Origin of the sequence: Exiguobacterium sp. PHA03, assembly GCF_041945985.1 — a bacterium.
GTDB lineage: Bacteria > Bacillota > Bacilli > Exiguobacteriales > Exiguobacteriaceae > Exiguobacterium_A.
Genome location: NZ_JAUTYQ010000002.1, coordinates 121176 through 137750 on the forward strand (window position 1 = coordinate 121176; position 16575 = coordinate 137750).

The following is a 16575-nucleotide window of genomic DNA, read 5'->3' on the forward strand; positions in this document are numbered from 1 at the left end:
TCCCCATTGATGTGAAATGGTGAAATCATCCTCGAGACATTGACTTTAAAAGTGGATTTGATAAGATAAAAGTAAAGGGTTTGCGCAATCGGTTGCGCAAAACAAAATGAAGGACGAACAAATATACCTAACTCCTACTAATGACTCACCTACGAGAGGATTTCTAACACATGACACAAATGATACCGCGCCCTGAGACGGCCCAACAAACAATTACACGAGCTTGGTGGAAAGAAGCAGTAGCATACCAAATCTATCCACGCAGCTTTTATGACGCAAATAACGATGGAATCGGCGATATTCCGGGTATCATCGCAAAACTGGATTACTTGAAGGATCTTGGCGTCGACGTTTTGTGGATTTGTCCGATGTTCAAGTCACCGAACGATGATAACGGATATGATATCAGTGACTATGAAGACATTATGGATGAGTTCGGAACAATGGCAGACTTCGATCTCTTAATGGAAGAAGCGCATAAACGAGACATCAAAGTGTTACTTGATCTCGTCGTCAACCACACATCTGATGAACATCCATGGTTCCTTGAATCGCGTTCGTCAAAAGACAACGAGAAACGCGATTGGTACATCTGGAAAGATGCGATCAATGGAGGAGAACCGAACAACTGGGAAAGTATCTTCGGTGGATCAGCATGGGAATATGACGAGAAGACTGAGCAATACTTCCTGCACGTCTTCTCCCGTCGTCAGCCAGACTTGAACTGGCAAAACCGCGATATGCGTCAAGCGGTCTATACAATGATCAACTGGTGGCTTGATAAAGGCATCGATGGTTTCCGAATCGATGCGATCAGTCACATCAACAAGGATCAGTCGTTCGGCGATCTCCCGAACCCACTTGGTATGCCGTATGTGCCGTCGTTTGACATGCATATGAACGTCGAAGGCATCCATGCGTATCTTGAAGAGCTAAAGGATGAGACATTCTCGAAATACGACATCATGACTGTTGGGGAAGCAAACGGCGTCTCGCCGGAAGAAGCAGACCTTTGGGTCGGAGAAGAGAACGGCAAGATGAACATGGTCTTCCAGTTCGAGCACATGGATCTCTGGCGCGCAGATGCGGAAAAAGGCGTCGACGTCGTCAAACTGAAACAAGTGCTGACGAAGTGGCAAAAAGGACTTGAAGCGACCGGTTGGAATGCGTTGTACCTCGAAAACCACGATAAGGTTCGTTCGGTCTCCCTTTGGGGTGACGAGGAACAGTACTGGAAAGAGAGCGCGAAGTCGCTTGCGATGATGTATTTCTTCATGCAAGGCACACCGTTCATCTATCAAGGTCAGGAAATCGGGATGACGAACGTTCAGTTCCCGGATATTTCGGATTATGATGACGTCGCGACGAAAAACATGTATGAGATGCAACTCGCTTCCGGGAAGACACATGAGGAAATCATGGAAGTCATCTGGAACTCGTCCCGCGATAACTCACGTACACCGATGCAATGGACGAACGAGCAAAATGGTGGCTTCTCGAATCAATCCCCATGGTTCGGCGTTAACCCGAACTACGCGGACATCAATGTCGCGTCACAAGAACAAGACGAAGACTCGATTTTGAACTTCTATAAACGAATGATTCAAATCCGTAAGATGGAAGAGACATTGATTTATGGTGCGTATGATCTCATCTTACCGGAAGATACGAAAGTCTATGCCTATACACGGACGCTTGGTGACGAACAGTTCTTGATCGTTACGAACTTAAAAGGCGAAACAGCAGAAATCGATACGGATATCATCTTGCATTCGGATAATATGTTGCTTGGCAACTATCCGACGATGCACCACGAAGGAACAGAACTGGAACTTCGTCCATTCGAAGCTCGTCTGTACCGTGTGCGCTAATATGTTTTGAACGGATTCGAAGTACATCGAATCCGTTTTTTTGTTGCGCGTAAGCAGAAGATGCATCAGACGAAAAAATCGTGTACGCTAAACGATGAGGTGATAGAAGTGAAACCAGTAAAGTACTCGGTGTCATTACGACAGGTGACGACGATTGAAGATGGTCCGATGCGTGAATCGGTCGAACTTGAGGCGGACGGCACGTTGTTCGAAACAAAGGATGGTTTTGCCGTGAAATTCGTTCAACCGGATGAACAACCGATTGATACGACGATCAAATGGTCAAAAGACCAGATCGCCTTGAATCGCAAAGGTCCTGTTGCGATGCATCATGTCTTCATTTTAAAAGAGACGACTAAAAGCCAGTATGGCAGTCAGTTCGGTCAAATGTTGATGGAGACAGACACAGAGACGATTGAGATGAAACCGCAGCAGATGAAGTTTCGCTATACATTAAAAATGAATGGACAAGCAGTCGGTACGTATACGATTGATTTAACTTGGAAACGGAGTGAGACGAATGGCATTTGAACAAACAGTACGTCAAATGGAACAGATGTTGGAAGAGGAATGGTTCGAGTGGCTCGAGAACGATGAGCCGCGCTACAACGAATGGCGTGATCAACTCGAAGGACTTGCAGAGCAGGTCATCACGGAATACAATCCGAAGGTCGATCCGGAGTCAATCGATACGCTACTTTTAATCAATGAAGAATTACCTGTCTTATACGGTGAAGATACCGTCATGCTGTATACAGCGCTTTTGAAAGCACGTCAGGAAGACGATCAAGTATATGAGCGTTACTTGACGATCCTGGGTGCGTTTGCGGACGAACAGCATCCAGCGATCCGTGAAGTCGAAAAGTTAGTCGCGAAAAAGGATTATAAAAATGCCTTCGCACGTGCAGTCCGTCTGCCACAGTCGCTCGGTCTAGAATAAACAATCAGTGGACCATCTTGTTTTAAACAAGGTGGTCTTTTTAGGAGGAAGCGTTATGTATCCACTCTATCGAATCATCGTCGCGATCATCCGGAAGGGCGATCAACTGCTCATTGTCAACAATCAATCGGATCAGGACAATCGGTGGAGCTTACCCGGTGGACAGATTGAAGCTGGGGAGACACTCGAGCAAGCACTTCGTCGTGAGGTTGCTGAAGAGACTGGCTTGGCAGTCACATCATCGTCGTTTGCCTTCTTGACGGAGAACTTCATGCCAACTTATCAAGCGCACAGTCTCGTCACTTATTTTGATTGCGAGGTGAGCGGAGTACTCGATCCGAATGATCCTGATGAAGAAATTAGCGAGACGAAGTGGATCAATCAAAGGGAGCTAACGGAATACATCACAAGTGAGGATGTCCGTCTTCCGTTATATACATACTTAACAGAACAACACAAAGGTTATTATATGTTTGAAGAGATGAAGTGGTAAGCAAAAAGAACGGATCATCCTTATGAAGGAATGTATCCGTTCTTTTGCTTAGAATGTCCTATTAGACGAAGGAAATCTTGCTAAGCGTGTCTATCGAACAATCGCACGTGACAATTTACTTTTAATAGATTCAACTCATTTTTTAAATCATATTGAGCCAATCAATCGAAAGAGAATTTATTTAAAAATTTATGAATGAATAGTCATTCATTATATGCTATACTCATTTCAACACAACTGCTTTAGGGGGAAAGGGGTTTGTTCGAACATGAATACGTTTTTAATCATCAACTGGATTGCCTTCCTACTCGTCATCGGTTATGCAGGCTATCTGTTCACATCACTCGTCAAAAGTCGTTATGCCGCCATTAAACGGGGGAAAAAGGCGGAATGGACGCTGACGAATAAAGAACGACTAGACGCAGTTTTAGTTAACGTTTTTGGTCAAAAGAAACTATTAAAAGATAAGAAAAGTGGCGCCATCCACGTCATGATGTTCTATGGATTCTTACTCGTTCAATTCGGAGCGATTGATTTTATCTGGAAAGGACTTGCCGTCGGTCAGCGTTTTCCGCATGTCCCGCTCGGTCCACTTTATCCATTTTTTACATTCTTTCAAGAAATCGTTATGCTCGTCATCTTGATTGCCGTCGTCTGGGGTTTTTATCGCCGGTATGTCGAGAAGCTCGTCCGTCTGAAGCGAAATTTCTTAGCAGGTCTTGCCTTGATCTTCATCGGTGGCTTGATGGTTGCCGTCCTCTTCGGAAATGGATTCTTCCTTGTCTATGAGAACCACTCGACGCTCGGTGAACCCGTCGCTTCAAGCATTGCGTTCTTATTCGGCTGGGTACCGGAATCGGTCGCTTTCGGATTATTCGTCTTCTTCTGGTGGGCACATCTTTTGTTCTTACTTAGCTTCATGGTCTACATCCCACAAGGTAAGCATGCGCACTTGATTGCCGGTACAGCAAACGTCTGGCTCGGGCGGACATCGAAAGTTGGTCGTTTGGCACCGATTGATCTATCCGTCATGGAAGAAGCAGAAGACGACGAAGCGGAATTCAGCTTCGGGGTCAATCGGATTGAAGATTTCAATCAAAAGCAACTCGTTGATCTATATGCCTGCGTCGAGTGCGGTCGCTGTACGAACATGTGCCCAGCAAGCGGAACTGGGAAGATGTTGTCACCGATGGATTTGATCGTTAAATTACGGGACCATCTTAATATGAAAACGGCAGCCATCACACAACGTTCACCATGGGCACCTGCTTTTGCGTTCGAAGGATCGCAAGGAAATCAAATTGCCGCGCTCGCAGCAGCCGGACAGATGGATATCGTCCCGGATTCATTGATTGGGAACGTCATTACGGAAGAAGAAATTTGGGCGTGTACGACGTGCCGAAACTGTGAGGATCAGTGTCCGGTCATGAACGAACATGTTGATAAAATCATCGACCTCCGTCGCCATCTCGTCATGATGGAAGGCAAGATGGATCCGGAAATGCAACGGACGATGGCAAACATCGAACGTCAAGGTAATCCGTGGGGGATGAACCGGAAAGAGCGCGAAAACTGGCGGAAAAACCGTGATGAACTCGTCGTTCCGACAGCAAAAGAAAAGAAGAAAGCAGGCGAAGAGTTCGAGTACCTGTTCTGGGTCGGTGCGATGGGATCGTACGATAACCGGAGTCAAAAAATCGCGATGGCGTTTGCCCGGATTCTGAACGAGGCAAATATCTCGTTTGCGATTCTCGGTAATGACGAGAAGAACTCGGGCGATACACCACGTCGAATCGGTAACGAAGTCTTGTTCCAAGAACTCGCGGAAGCAAACATCAAATCATTTGAGAAGTATGGCGTCAAAAAGATCGTCACGATTGATCCGCATGCCTACAATACATTCAAAAATGAGTATCCAGACTTCGGACTCAGTCTGGATGTCGAAGTCTATCACCATACCGAATTGCTCGCTCGTCTGATTGATGAGAAACGCATCACACCGTTACATGAAGTCAAAGAGCGGGTCGTCTATCACGATTCCTGTTACCTCGGTCGATACAATGATATTTACGACGCACCGCGTTATATTCTCGAGAAGATTCCAGGCATCACACTCGTCGAGACAGAACGTAACCGTGAAAAAGGCATGTGTTGTGGTGCTGGTGGCGGCATGATGTGGCAAGAAGAAAAAGTTGGTGCACGTGTCAACGTCGCGCGGACGGAACAATTGTTGACCGTCCAACCATCCGTCATCGGGTCAGCATGTCCGTACTGTTTGACGATGCTTAGTGACGGTACGAAGGCGAAGGAAGTGGATGAAGCGGTCGCCACGTATGATGTCGTCGAATTATTAGAACGGTCGATCGTTGGTATAGCGGTCGAAGAGCCAATTGCCACAGTTTAAAATTAGAAGTGTATAAACGATTATTCTCGTATCAACGGGAGTAATCGTTTTTTTATTAAAAGCATGACGTTTTACTGTACGGTTTTGACATGATAAAATAAAAGGACTAACTATGGCAAGGAGGTGAGAATCTTTTGGGAAGGCGTTACTTCGAATCGGTCAGGTCGCGGAGACCACCGGCTTATCAAAACGAACGATTGATTACTACACATCACTCGGTCTCTTAACATCAGAGCGTACTGCATCGGGCTACCGTTTGTATGACGAATCGGTCATTCATCAAATCGAAAAGATTGAATATTTGAAGTCTCAACGGCTTTCCCTGCAAGAGATTCTTGCTTCTTTTACGGAACGAGAACAAAAAACAGGAGAGACGATTTATCAGGAAGTACAACAGTTACAGACGACGGTTGAAGGACTCGAGCAACGTTTGTTGCAGTCGACGGAAGTCGAAAAACAAGCGATTCGCTTAGAACTGTCCCGGCGTCTGACATTGATTGCTTCTCTGATTGCACAGCTTTAATACAAAACAATGGAGGTGACCCCTGTTTAGGGGATTTTGGATACTATATTATTCATCAATTTATTTTTAGTGGTGTTGTTGATCGTGTTGACGGCGTTCTTCGTCGGATCGGAATTCGCTGTCGTCAAAGTGCGGATGTCGCGTTTGGATCAGATGATCCAGGAAGGCAATAAAAGTGCGGTCCTTGCGAAAAAAATCGCCGGTGATCTTGATTATTACTTGTCTGCCTGTCAGCTCGGTATTACCGTCACGGCACTCGGTCTTGGGGCACTTGGAGAACCGACAGTCGAAAAGATCTTGCATCCGGTCTTCGATGACTTCGGGATCTCTGCTGCTGTTTCAACACTCTTGTCGTTTGGTATCGCATTTGTATCCGTAACGTTCTTACACGTCGTCATCGGCGAACTTGCTCCGAAGACACTCGCGATTCAGTATGCAGAACGCATGACATTGTTATTTGCTCGTCCGCTGTATGTGTTCGGGAAGATCATGTATCCGTTCATCTGGTTACTCAACGGTTCAGCACGCCTGTTCCTCGGTCTGTTCGGTGTCAAACCAGCAGGACATGAACAAGCCCACTCAGAAGATGAATTGAAAATCATCATGGCGCAAAGTTTCCAAAGTGGTGAAATCAATCAGACGGAACTTGCTCTCATGCAGAACGTCTTCGCCTTTGACGAGCATATTGTCAAAGACTTAATGGTTCCACGAATGCGGATGGAGACGATCTCGGAACGTTTGACGAAGAATGAACTGATGGAAATCTTCATGGATAATCCGTATACGCGTTATCCGGTCACAGAAGAGAACGATAAAGACCGGATTCTTGGATACGTCAACGTCAAGGAAGTCTTGACGGATTTTGCGAACGGGAACGAACATCCGGTGACACATTACGTCAAGGAACTACCGGTCGTTTCTGAAGTAACATCACTTCAAGACACATTGCGGAAGATGAAACGGACCCGGACACACCTCGTACTCGTCGTCGATGAATATGGTGGAACAGCAGGACTCGTCTCGATGGAAGACTTACTCGAAGAAATCGTCGGCGAAATCCGTGATGAATTCGATGCAGATGAAGTCGAAGAAATCGAACAAATCAAATCTGACGAATTTTTACTGGACGGTACTGTATTACTCGTGGATTTAGAAGAACGTTTCAACATTCGATTTACGAACGTCGAGGACGTGGATACGATTGGCGGCTGGATTCAGATGCACAACATTGATCTTCAACCCGGTGAGCACATCGATACACCAGACTTTTCGGTTGAAGTAATGGAGATGGAGAACTATCAAATCAATCGCGTCAAGATTTGGTTGCATCCAGCTGAACAAGTAGAAGCAGAAGGATAAGATGGTCGGTTCCTCATCGAGGAGCCGATTTTTTTATATCACATCAGTCAAAAAATTAAGAACTTGCGGATTGTGTGAACTTTCAGCGGTCATGATAGGAGAATGATGGAGTGAGCGGGAATGTAATCTACAACTACCGTATTGTCGATTCGCGTCCTATGAAACGAGGAGGTATTCCGTGCTTGATCAGATTCCATTCTTACTGAGTCGTTTAGGTATGTTAGCACTGTTAGCCTTTCTATTGTCCCAGTGGCGCATTTCTCGATACATATTCAAGATGGACCGCGGGATGAATGTACCACTTCTTTTAGCATTCGTATCATCTGGTATTTTAATGAACTATGCGGGAATCGTGCTTTCGAATGATACAACGATCGATCCGTTACTCGGGTTATCCGTCAAAAAGGATGCTTTATTACTTGATACACGTTTAGCAGTCATCGTGACGAGCGGTCTGATCGGTGGACCAATTGTCGGTGGGATCACAGGATGTCTAGTCGGGTTGCACCGCTATTTACTCGGTTCTCTAGGGGCAGAAGCAGGTTGGATCATTGCGATGGTAGCTGGGCTCGTGAGTGGATGGTACCGGAAACGTTGGCGTTTACGGGATGACTATGCCTTGATTCCACCAGTCGGCATCGTCTTAGCCGCATTGTTCTTTGAAAGTGGAATCACGTTGTTGCTGGCTCCAGACACGACGCAGGCACTTGATTTAATCAGTCATGCGGTATTTCCGCTATTGTTCGCGAACACATGTGGTGTCGTCCTGTTTATCATGATTTTACGAACGCAACTTCGACTCGAAGGTGATCTCTTCGTCCGACAAACGGAGCGTTCTGATCGGTTATTACAAGCGTTGCAACCCTTACGAAAGCAGGGATTGACGTCAGAAGTCGCCCGACAAATCGGAGTGACATTATTAAAGGAGACGAAAATGCAACGTGTCGTCTTGCTCGGAGCGACGGAAGTCGTCATTGATATGACGGAACAGCAACCTGCAGTCTGTGGTGAGCAACCAAGACGTGAGGAACAACAATGGATTGAGGCAGAAGAACCCGTCCGACAAGAAGATGAACTGACGGGACAGATTCTAAGCTTTCATCCAATACGCATCAACGGTCAAAAGGCGGGTGTCATCTGTTATTTCTCGAAAGATCTATTTGATGATACGGTCGAGCGAATGACGGAACAACTTGTCCGTTTATTAGCACGAGAGTTGCACATGCACCGAGAAGAGCAGTTGCTCCGATTAAGCGGTAGAAAGATGAAACCTATGTTACACGTCAGTTATCTCAAAGGCATCATCGAAGAAATTCAGCGGACAGCCGATCCCGGAACTCCTGTAAAACATCAATTGAATGCGTTGCTTCAACTTTTGACGACAGCGACGCGGCACGATGAACATCCACTGCGTGAGGAACTAGCGACGCTAAAAGCTTATCTATCGCTCGAAGGTACACGCCGCCGTCCGAATCAATTGACATCCGCTGATATCACGGTCGATCTCGACATCGAGACTTCCGTTGAGGAATACTTCGTTTTCCCGTTCCTCGTGACACAGCTTGTCGATAATGCACTACGTCACGCGTTCGTAAAGGCAGGACGGCATCACCGGATTGATGTCCGCGCCTTTAAGTCGACGACGGGTTGGGTCATCGAAGTCGCAGACAATGGGCAAGGAATGCCGTTTGCTGTGATGCAACAACTGGATCAAAAAGAATCAGGTGATTCGAATCTGTTCTTGATTCGACGCGCACTGGAGGTGACATATGGTCCGGCTGCGTCACTACGCGTCTATTCCATTATCCATCAAGGAACACGAATCGAAGTCCGGCTACCTTTTCCATCGCCTTGACGACAGTGGCACTTTGCTACTGTTGTTTTTTTGTGTTGCTTCAAGGGTAAATAGGAAAACAGCAAAACGTATTGTACAGGAGGAAGCAGATGATGATTACGACAACAGAAGTGGGTCAACTAGGAGATCAGTACTTGTTACGGTTCACGTTAGAGAATGTTCATGGACATAGTGTCGATATCTTGAACCGAGGCGCAAAAATTCTTGCGATACGGGTTCCAGATCAGCAAGGGATGATTGAAAACGTCGTACTCGCATTTGATGACCTGTCAGAATACCAGGATGATCCACACCATTTAGGCGCAACGATCGGACGTGTCGGAGGACGAATCGCGAACGGAGCGTTCGCGCTCGAAGGAATGACGTATGTACTTGAACAAAATGAAGGCGAGCATCATCTTCACGGGGGAAGCGAGAATTGGGCGAACCGGATGTTCACGCACGAAATCAACGATGACCGACTCGTCCTACGATTAGATAGTCCGAATGGAGAGAACGGCTACCCAGGTCACTTATCGTTTGAGTTGACCTTCGAATGGACAGACGAGAACGTCCTGCATGTTCATTATGAAGCGGAGACGACGGCCTCGACACCGTTCAGTCCGACGAATCATACGTACTTCAATTTGACGGGTGAGGCGAAGACGACAATCGAACAGCACGTCCTGCGAATGGACGCCCCTTTTTATATTCCGTTGACGAAAGATGCCGTACCGACCGGTGACATTCTCCCGGTAACAGACACCGTTTTTGATTTTCTCGATGCCCGTTTTCTACATGAAGTCACACACGCACCAGACGAACAACTTCGTCAAGCGGGTAGCGGGGTGGATCATCCCTTCCTGCTTAGAGAAGGTGGGGAGATCGTTCTTGACGAACCAATCAGCGGGCGGCGGTTACGGGTCGTAACCGACCAACCGGGGGTCGTCGTCTACACGGCCAATCACTTGTCAGGCGAGTTCACGATTTGTGGAAGACGGGCAACGCCGTACCTGGGCATCTGTTTTGAGACACAAGGGCTACCGGATGCGATCAATCAACCAGATTTCCCTTCCGTTGTCTTGCGTGCCGGTGAGCACTATCATAAGCGTACATCGTTTCATTTTCAGATGATGTCATGAGGTATCTTGCGATTTCCACTCCTGTATATGGTAGGATAGAGCGAGAAGAATCTAACGGAGGCTAAGGAAAATGACTAAAATTGCATGGGTGACCGATAGTATGGCCTATTTCACGAAAGAAGAGGCGGAAGCGATCGGCGTCAATGTCGTGCCGATTCAAATTTTACTTGGTGATACGGCGTATCAAGAGAATGCCATTACGGTCGAGCGTCTGTTTCGTGCCCTGGATGCGGACAAAAAGCTGATTGCAAAAACTTCACAACCGATCTTTGGTGAGTTCGTCGGGACATACGAACGGCTAAAAGAAGAAGGATATGACTGCGCGATTGCAGTACATTGTACGAATGGCTTATCAAGTACCGTTCAAAGCTCAGCATCAGCAGCGGAAGCGGCAAGTTTCCCAGTTCATATCATCGATTCCCATACTGCGTTCGAAAACCAACAGGAATTCATTCGTTACGGAATGGAACTTGAGGCACAGGGGAAATCGGTCGAAGAAATCGTTGCGGCGTTACAAGCGTTGACGAAGAAGACCCATTTTTATATGATCGTCGGTAACATGGAGACGATGCGTCGCGGTGGACGTGTCTCGTCAGGAGACCTGTTCCTTGCGAACTTACTCAGCATCAAACCGATCATCACGACGGATGAAGCGGGAAAAGTCGTACCATTCAAAAAAGCGCGTTCTCTTAAGAAAGCCTACATCGAGATGGTCAAACAAATCGATGAGTCGATGCGTCAACACACGTTCTATAAGAACCGGATATATGTTGCGACGACGATGGCACCCGAAATGGCAGCAGAACTGCGCCAACAGGTCGCAGCGAAATTCCCGGATCTGACAATTCTTGAAGGCACGTTCGGACCGGCAATTGGGACACATGCCGGAGCAGAGACGGTCGGTCTGTTCTGGATGAATGATTAAAATTACATGTAAGAGGCGATGGATTTTTCCATCGCCTCTTTTTTTTAATCAAGCGGTCAAGGTGATACCGAAAAAGGCAGCGAGGATTCCGAATCCATAACTGCATATCAAGTAGAAGGCGAGTACTTTACGGTTTCCATCTTGTAAGAGCTGTAACGTTTCAATCTTGAACGTCGAGAACGTCGTAAACGATCCGAGAAAGCCAGTACCAAGCAGTAACGTCCAGGTCGTATCGAGATGCGATCCGATGACGAGTCCGAGTAAAAACGAGCCAAATACATTAATCAGGAATGTTGCTAGTGGAAATTCATGTTTCCAGAACGTCTTCATCCATTGACTGACAGCAAAACGACTGATGGCTCCACAAAAAGCACCGATGGCAAGGGCGAGTAATTCCATTCACTCACGTCCTTTCGTCACGTGACGCAGTCGTCGTGTTCCGAGCGCGTAACCGACATAAGACAGGAATAGACCGCCGAATAGACTGACGAGTACGTAGAGGAACGCATCCGCTAAATGACGTTCGTTAAATAAGGTCACAGTCTCGACGCTGAATGTCGAAAATGTCGTGAATGAGCCGATGAAGCCCGTTCCAATAGCTGTAATCGCATATTGATGCAAGAGTTTCGTTCGAAATAGGAAGTGTGTCGCATAGCCGAGCAGAAAGCTACCGATCAAGTTGATCGCAAGCGTCGGCCACGGAAACGGACCGGTCGTAAAGTCGCCAATCAGCAGTCCAAGTCCATAACGTGCAGAGGCACCGAGAACACCTGCGAGACCTACGAGTACATAGAGCATAGGAATCCTCTTTTCTGAAAAAAGTCTACGTTAAACGTACTCCCGCTCTCAAGAAAGCGTCAAGAAAAAAAGTCATCCGAGGGACTTAACGATTGAATTCTTTCTGCCGATGAACAATTGTATGACTTTACTATGATGAAGGAGTTTGAACAAGATGGTATCTGCCCTCGAGCAACAAAGTACAAAGATTTTATCCCGTCTGATTGCAACGTTGATTACAATTGCGCATCCGTTGATTTTCGTATTTGCCCAAATGAATTACGTTCCCATCAGTGTGTTCTATCAGTTTTTAGTCGGTGGTCTGATCTTGACGGTCGCGTTGCTGGTCGGCAACCGCCTCCTCGGACATCGTCCGAGTGGGAAATATGTTCAAGTGACATTAACGTATCTCGTCCTCGCCTTGGTTTTGACGACATTACCGTCCCTAAGTATCTGGACGATTGCTTATCTTTATTTGACGATTTCGATCGTCTATTTGATTCCGCGTCTCGTCGTTCTGGCTGGGATCTTCGGACTACTTGAAATGGCGTTATTCACAGCCAACGGTACGATTGTTTTTACGAACACATTTGACTTGATCGTCGCATATGTCATCTACTTGATGATCTTCTCAGCGGCTGTCTTCGTTGCCGTCTTCGGACGGAACGTCATGCTGGCAGTCCGCCAAGAACAGGAACGGTCGGAAGCTTACGCGGCAACATCGCAAGTCGCCCTTGAGCAAACGGCAGCAACGGCAACGGAAGTGACGACGTTCACAGAAGAGATGAGTGAGACGGTCGACGCGGCGAAGGATTCCTTCAGTCAGGTCGATCTAGCGATGCAACAGCTGGCAAGTGAAGCGGCAGGCAGCGTCCAAGCGATTCGTGAAATCCGTCAACTGAACGAACAACAAGTTAACCGGATGCAAGAGGTAACGGTATCAGTCGACCGTGCGCTCGAGCGGAGTTCGTCATCGCGGACAACAGCTGAACAAAGCAGGCAGACGATCGGTCTTGCCGGACAATCGCTGCAACAATTGACGACAAGCATGGATGAATCGGTCACGTCATTCGGACAGCTCGCTGGGCGTTTCCAGGAAATCGTCGCGATCACGTCGAGCATCAATGCGATTGCGGCTCAGACAAACTTGCTCAGTCTCAATGCTTCCATTGAAGCAGCTCGCGCGGGTGAGTTCGGAAAAGGCTTCACGGTCGTTGCGCAAGAAATTCGCAACCTGTCAGCACAGACGGCAGAAGCGTCAAAAGAAATCAATGCGATTATCGAACGTGTTGATCAGGACGTCACACAAACCGGCAACTCGATTCATGCCAGTACGACCTTGTTACGTGAGCAGGAAGAACGGATGGCAGAGAGTCAGTTGGCGCTGCAAACGATTGAAACGGATGCGACCGAAGTCGTCGGTTCGATCCAGTCGGCGCAGATCCAATTCGCGACGATGACGAGCAGTCTTACTACTATCACGACAGCAACTGGTCAACTTGATACGTTCATGAACGGCTTGCTCGCGCAAAGTGAATCGTTATCCGGTCTGACACGTCACCAAGTCGGACAGGTCATGGAACTGCAACAGGCGATTCATGCTTTGAACGAGACGGCATCCACCTTGCAGCAAACGAATCGTTAACGAAACAGCTCCTCATCGATTGGTGGGGAGCTGTTGTCGATCTTCAGACTGTTTGTCGGTGGAACGGACGGGGAAGAAGATAGGGAACGATTATCGAAGGAGGAGTCAACGGATGAAAGCAGCTTACATTGAACAGTATGGTGGATCGGAACAATTCAAGGTCGGAGAACTGGAGAAACCAGTCATCGGACCGGATGATGTGTTAATCGAAGTCTATGCCGCAAGTGTGAACCCGGTCGACTGGAAGTTACGAGAAGGATACTTGCGTCAGATGTTGAGCTACGAAATGCCGCTCGTCATCGGTTGGGATGTTGCTGGCGTGATTCAGGAAGTTGGAGAAAACGTCTCCGATCTTCAAGTCGGGGACGCCGTCTTCAGTCGTCCGGAAATCGCCCGTCAAGGGACGTATGCGGAGTACGTCGCAGTCGATGCGCATCTTGTCGTGAAAAAACCAGAATCGCTCAGTTTTGCTGAAGCAGCATCTCTTCCACTCGTCTCGCATACAGCATGGCAGGTCATGTTCGAAGTGATGGATGCGAAGCCGGGTGACCGGATCTTCATTGGTGCCGGATCAGGGGGCGTCGGAACGGTTGCGATTCAACTTGCGAAAGCGAACGGTTTGTACGTCATTACGTCGACGAGTACAAAAAACGTCGATTGGGTAAAAGCACTTGGAGCCGACGAAGTCATCGACTACAAACAGGAAAATCCGGCGGATCGTATTCGCGACGTCGATTTTGTCTTTGACACGATGGGCGGCGACAAGCAAGGGGAACTGTATCAGATGCTGAAGCCGAACGGCATGCTCGTCTCGATTTCAACACCACCCGATGAGGAGCAAGCGAAGCAACATAATGCGCGTTCTGCGTATGTCTTCATGCAACCGACCGGTGAGCGTTTGCAACATATCGCTAAAGCCGTCGAACGTGGCGAGCTACAACCCGTCGTCGACCGGATCTTTGATCTCGACCAAATCAAGGAAGCGCATGATTATGGCGAAGAGGGACATGCAAAAGGCAAAATCGTCATCCGGGTCAAAGGAGAATAAGAAGAGGAGGGCGCTGAAATCAGCGTTCTCTTTTATTTTTGTCAATCTTTTTATCAAACCATAAACAAAAAATAACCTGGTTAAAAAAGTGTAAAGGATAAGGGGTTGCTTCTTCCTATACTAGGGCTATCAGACGTGAGTCAGCCACATTAAAAGGAGGAAGTAACATGAAAAAAGGATTGAAGTGGGCAGGAATCATCGTAATCGGAGCAGTCATCCTTGGAAATCTAGGAGATGATGAAGAACAAGCAGCACCAGAGAAAAAAGTAGAGGTCGAACAAGAAGCAGTCAAATCAGAAGCAAAACCAGTGAAAGCAAAAGCAGCGGCGAAGCCGGTCAAGAAAACCTATGGCATCAAGGATCAGGTAAAGGTCGGGAAATTGACGTATGTCGTCAATGACGTCAAGATGGTCGATACATTGTCGAACGTCCTCGGCGAAAAGAAAACGTCAGGACAATTCTTAGTCATCGGTCTGACGATTCTAAATGGAGACAAGGAAGAACGGTTCGTTGATAGCAACATGTTTAAAGTCAATGTCGGCGATACCGAGTATTCAGCCGATACGGAACTCGATCTCTATGCGAATGAAGACGGCATGGGCTTCTTCCTAGAGACGATCAACCCGAATATCGAAAAAACCGGCAACATCGTCTTTGAATTACCGAAACAGGTCAAAAATCCGAAGTTTGAAGTCTCATCCGGTTTTGGCTGGGCAGGTGGACAATCAAAAGAGATTCAATTGACACGATGATAGGTGAGCAGACAAAGGAGTAGCAGGCAAATGCCTGCTACTCCTTTGTTGTTATCGTTTTACCTGTTGCATCGATAGTTCATGCGTTAATCGATTGAGTAAGTCGAGTGTTTCGGGATGCGTGACGAGCGTCCGATCGAGTGTCTTCCGTTCAGTCTCTAGACATGCCAGATAACGTTGAGCCGCTTCAGCATGCGTTGCGGGTGTCAAGACTTCATAGATTGCTTCAAGAGAAAGGCGTGGACCGTCAGGCAATGTCGTCGGAATCGTCTTTAATCCGAGCTGCGCCCGATCTGGAGTATGGTGATGAAGCAAGACTTTCGCGAACTTGATCAAGGCGCTCCGGAGCATCTCGACTGCCCATAAGTCGTTTCCCCGTGCCGCTGCTTTTTTGTATTGGAATAAAAACCAGACGGCATCAATCGCTTCATCGGTCGCTTCTTGTGCGGAAAGCGTCAAGTCGCAAGTATCCGTAAAGTCCGTCAATTGCTGTTTTGGATCGTACAGGACACGCAATTGATCCTTATGGTTTAGCGAATCAAGCGTCACCGTGAATAAATCGATATGTAACAAATCATCATAGACGACGATCATCTGTGGTGCGATGATGTCGATCTCATCTTTCCAGATGATGGGGCGATAAACAGAGAGGTGGGACAGTCGACGTGATAAAAATTTCGTTTGGCGTTCTTCCGAGACGAGACAGTACAGATCGATGTCTGAATGAACGTCTTCTTCTCCTCGTCCGAAGGATCCTTTCAAGAAGATGGCTTCGACTGCAGGATCTTGTTTGAGCCGAGCAACGAGTTGCTCGATTGCATGGAGTTGATGCATGAGGACTCATTCCTTTCCGAAAACAGAA

At 47.3% G+C, this 16575-nt stretch carries 16 protein-coding genes; 13 read left to right on the forward strand and 3 right to left on the reverse strand.

Annotated features, from left to right (window positions below; genetic code table 11):
• Nucleotides 1-170 precede the first annotated feature (170 nt).
• The 10 genes from Q7C19_RS11760 (at nucleotide 171) to Q7C19_RS11805 (ending at nucleotide 11491) form a co-directional block, all read left to right on the forward strand.
• Nucleotides 171-1871: a glycoside hydrolase family 13 protein gene (locus Q7C19_RS11760; protein ID WP_056064035.1), complete on the forward strand. Its 1701-nt coding sequence runs from the start codon at nucleotides 171-173 to the stop codon at nucleotides 1869-1871.
• Nucleotides 1872-1979: 108 nt separating this feature from the next.
• Nucleotides 1980-2402, forward strand: coding sequence for a YwiB family protein (locus Q7C19_RS11765; protein ID WP_231496909.1), 423 nt, complete (start codon nucleotides 1980-1982; stop codon nucleotides 2400-2402).
• Nucleotides 2392-2811, forward strand: a complete 420-nt coding sequence (locus tag Q7C19_RS11770; RefSeq protein ID WP_050677289.1) for a hypothetical protein — start codon at nucleotides 2392-2394, stop codon at nucleotides 2809-2811. Before Q7C19_RS11765 ends, Q7C19_RS11770 begins: the two co-directional genes overlap by 11 nt.
• A gap of 55 nt (nucleotides 2812-2866) precedes the next feature.
• On the forward strand, nucleotides 2867-3304 hold the full coding sequence (locus tag Q7C19_RS11775; protein WP_313489430.1) for an NUDIX hydrolase: 438 nt from the start codon (nucleotides 2867-2869) through the stop codon (nucleotides 3302-3304).
• A gap of 268 nt (nucleotides 3305-3572) precedes the next feature.
• Nucleotides 3573-5708 (forward strand): (Fe-S)-binding protein, encoded by a 2136-nt coding sequence (locus Q7C19_RS11780; protein ID WP_375092191.1) that lies wholly within the window; start codon nucleotides 3573-3575, stop codon nucleotides 5706-5708.
• Nucleotides 5709-5862: 154 nt separating this feature from the next.
• Complete coding sequence (locus Q7C19_RS11785; RefSeq protein ID WP_035411297.1) at nucleotides 5863-6231, forward strand: MerR family transcriptional regulator; 369 nt, start codon at nucleotides 5863-5865, stop codon at nucleotides 6229-6231.
• Between the two features lie 36 nt (nucleotides 6232-6267).
• A complete protein-coding gene (locus Q7C19_RS11790; protein ID WP_056064026.1) occupies nucleotides 6268-7590 on the forward strand; it encodes a hemolysin family protein in 1323 nt (440 codons plus the stop codon).
• A 178-nt stretch (nucleotides 7591-7768) separates the two neighbouring features.
• Entirely contained in the window at nucleotides 7769-9445 is a 1677-nt protein-coding gene (locus Q7C19_RS11795; RefSeq protein WP_375092192.1) for a LytS/YhcK type 5TM receptor domain-containing protein, read from the forward strand.
• Nucleotides 9446-9534: 89 nt separating this feature from the next.
• Nucleotides 9535-10566, forward strand: a complete 1032-nt coding sequence (locus tag Q7C19_RS11800) for an aldose epimerase family protein (protein ID WP_035411287.1) — start codon at nucleotides 9535-9537, stop codon at nucleotides 10564-10566.
• Between the two features lie 70 nt (nucleotides 10567-10636).
• Nucleotides 10637-11491, forward strand: a complete 855-nt coding sequence (locus Q7C19_RS11805; RefSeq protein ID WP_035411284.1) for a DegV family protein — start codon at nucleotides 10637-10639, stop codon at nucleotides 11489-11491.
• Between the two features lie 48 nt (nucleotides 11492-11539).
• Here the strand turns inward: Q7C19_RS11805 and crcB (Q7C19_RS11810) are convergent, their stop codons facing one another.
• Together crcB (Q7C19_RS11810) and crcB (Q7C19_RS11815) are read right to left on the reverse strand one after the other, a co-directional pair.
• Nucleotides 11540-11890 carry a fluoride efflux transporter CrcB gene (gene crcB, locus Q7C19_RS11810; RefSeq protein ID WP_035411282.1) on the reverse strand — a complete coding sequence of 117 codons (351 nt, stop codon included), beginning with the start codon at nucleotides 11888-11890 and terminating at the stop codon, nucleotides 11540-11542.
• Nucleotides 11891-12289, reverse strand: coding sequence for a fluoride efflux transporter CrcB (gene crcB / locus Q7C19_RS11815; RefSeq protein ID WP_035411280.1), 399 nt, complete (start codon nucleotides 12287-12289; stop codon nucleotides 11891-11893).
• Nucleotides 12290-12443: 154 nt separating this feature from the next.
• On the opposite strand from crcB (Q7C19_RS11815), the gene Q7C19_RS11820 reads away from it, so the two are divergent.
• The 3 genes from Q7C19_RS11820 to Q7C19_RS11830 all read left to right on the forward strand — a co-directional run bounded on the left by Q7C19_RS11820 (nucleotide 12444) and on the right by Q7C19_RS11830 (nucleotide 15713).
• The gene (locus Q7C19_RS11820) at nucleotides 12444-13913 is read left to right on the forward strand and encodes a methyl-accepting chemotaxis protein (RefSeq protein WP_375092193.1); all 1470 of its coding nucleotides are present in this window, start codon (nucleotides 12444-12446) and stop codon (nucleotides 13911-13913) included.
• Nucleotides 13914-14025: 112 nt separating this feature from the next.
• Nucleotides 14026-14961 (forward strand): NADP-dependent oxidoreductase, encoded by a 936-nt coding sequence (locus Q7C19_RS11825; protein ID WP_375092194.1) that lies wholly within the window; start codon nucleotides 14026-14028, stop codon nucleotides 14959-14961.
• A 167-nt stretch (nucleotides 14962-15128) separates the two neighbouring features.
• Nucleotides 15129-15713, forward strand: coding sequence for a DUF4352 domain-containing protein (locus Q7C19_RS11830; protein ID WP_375092195.1), 585 nt, complete (start codon nucleotides 15129-15131; stop codon nucleotides 15711-15713).
• A 51-nt stretch (nucleotides 15714-15764) separates the two neighbouring features.
• Here Q7C19_RS11830 and Q7C19_RS11835 read toward each other — a convergent pair whose 3' ends face one another.
• Nucleotides 15765-16547, reverse strand: a complete 783-nt coding sequence (locus Q7C19_RS11835) for a nucleotidyltransferase domain-containing protein (protein ID WP_375092196.1) — start codon at nucleotides 16545-16547, stop codon at nucleotides 15765-15767.
• Nucleotides 16548-16575 lie beyond the last annotated feature (28 nt).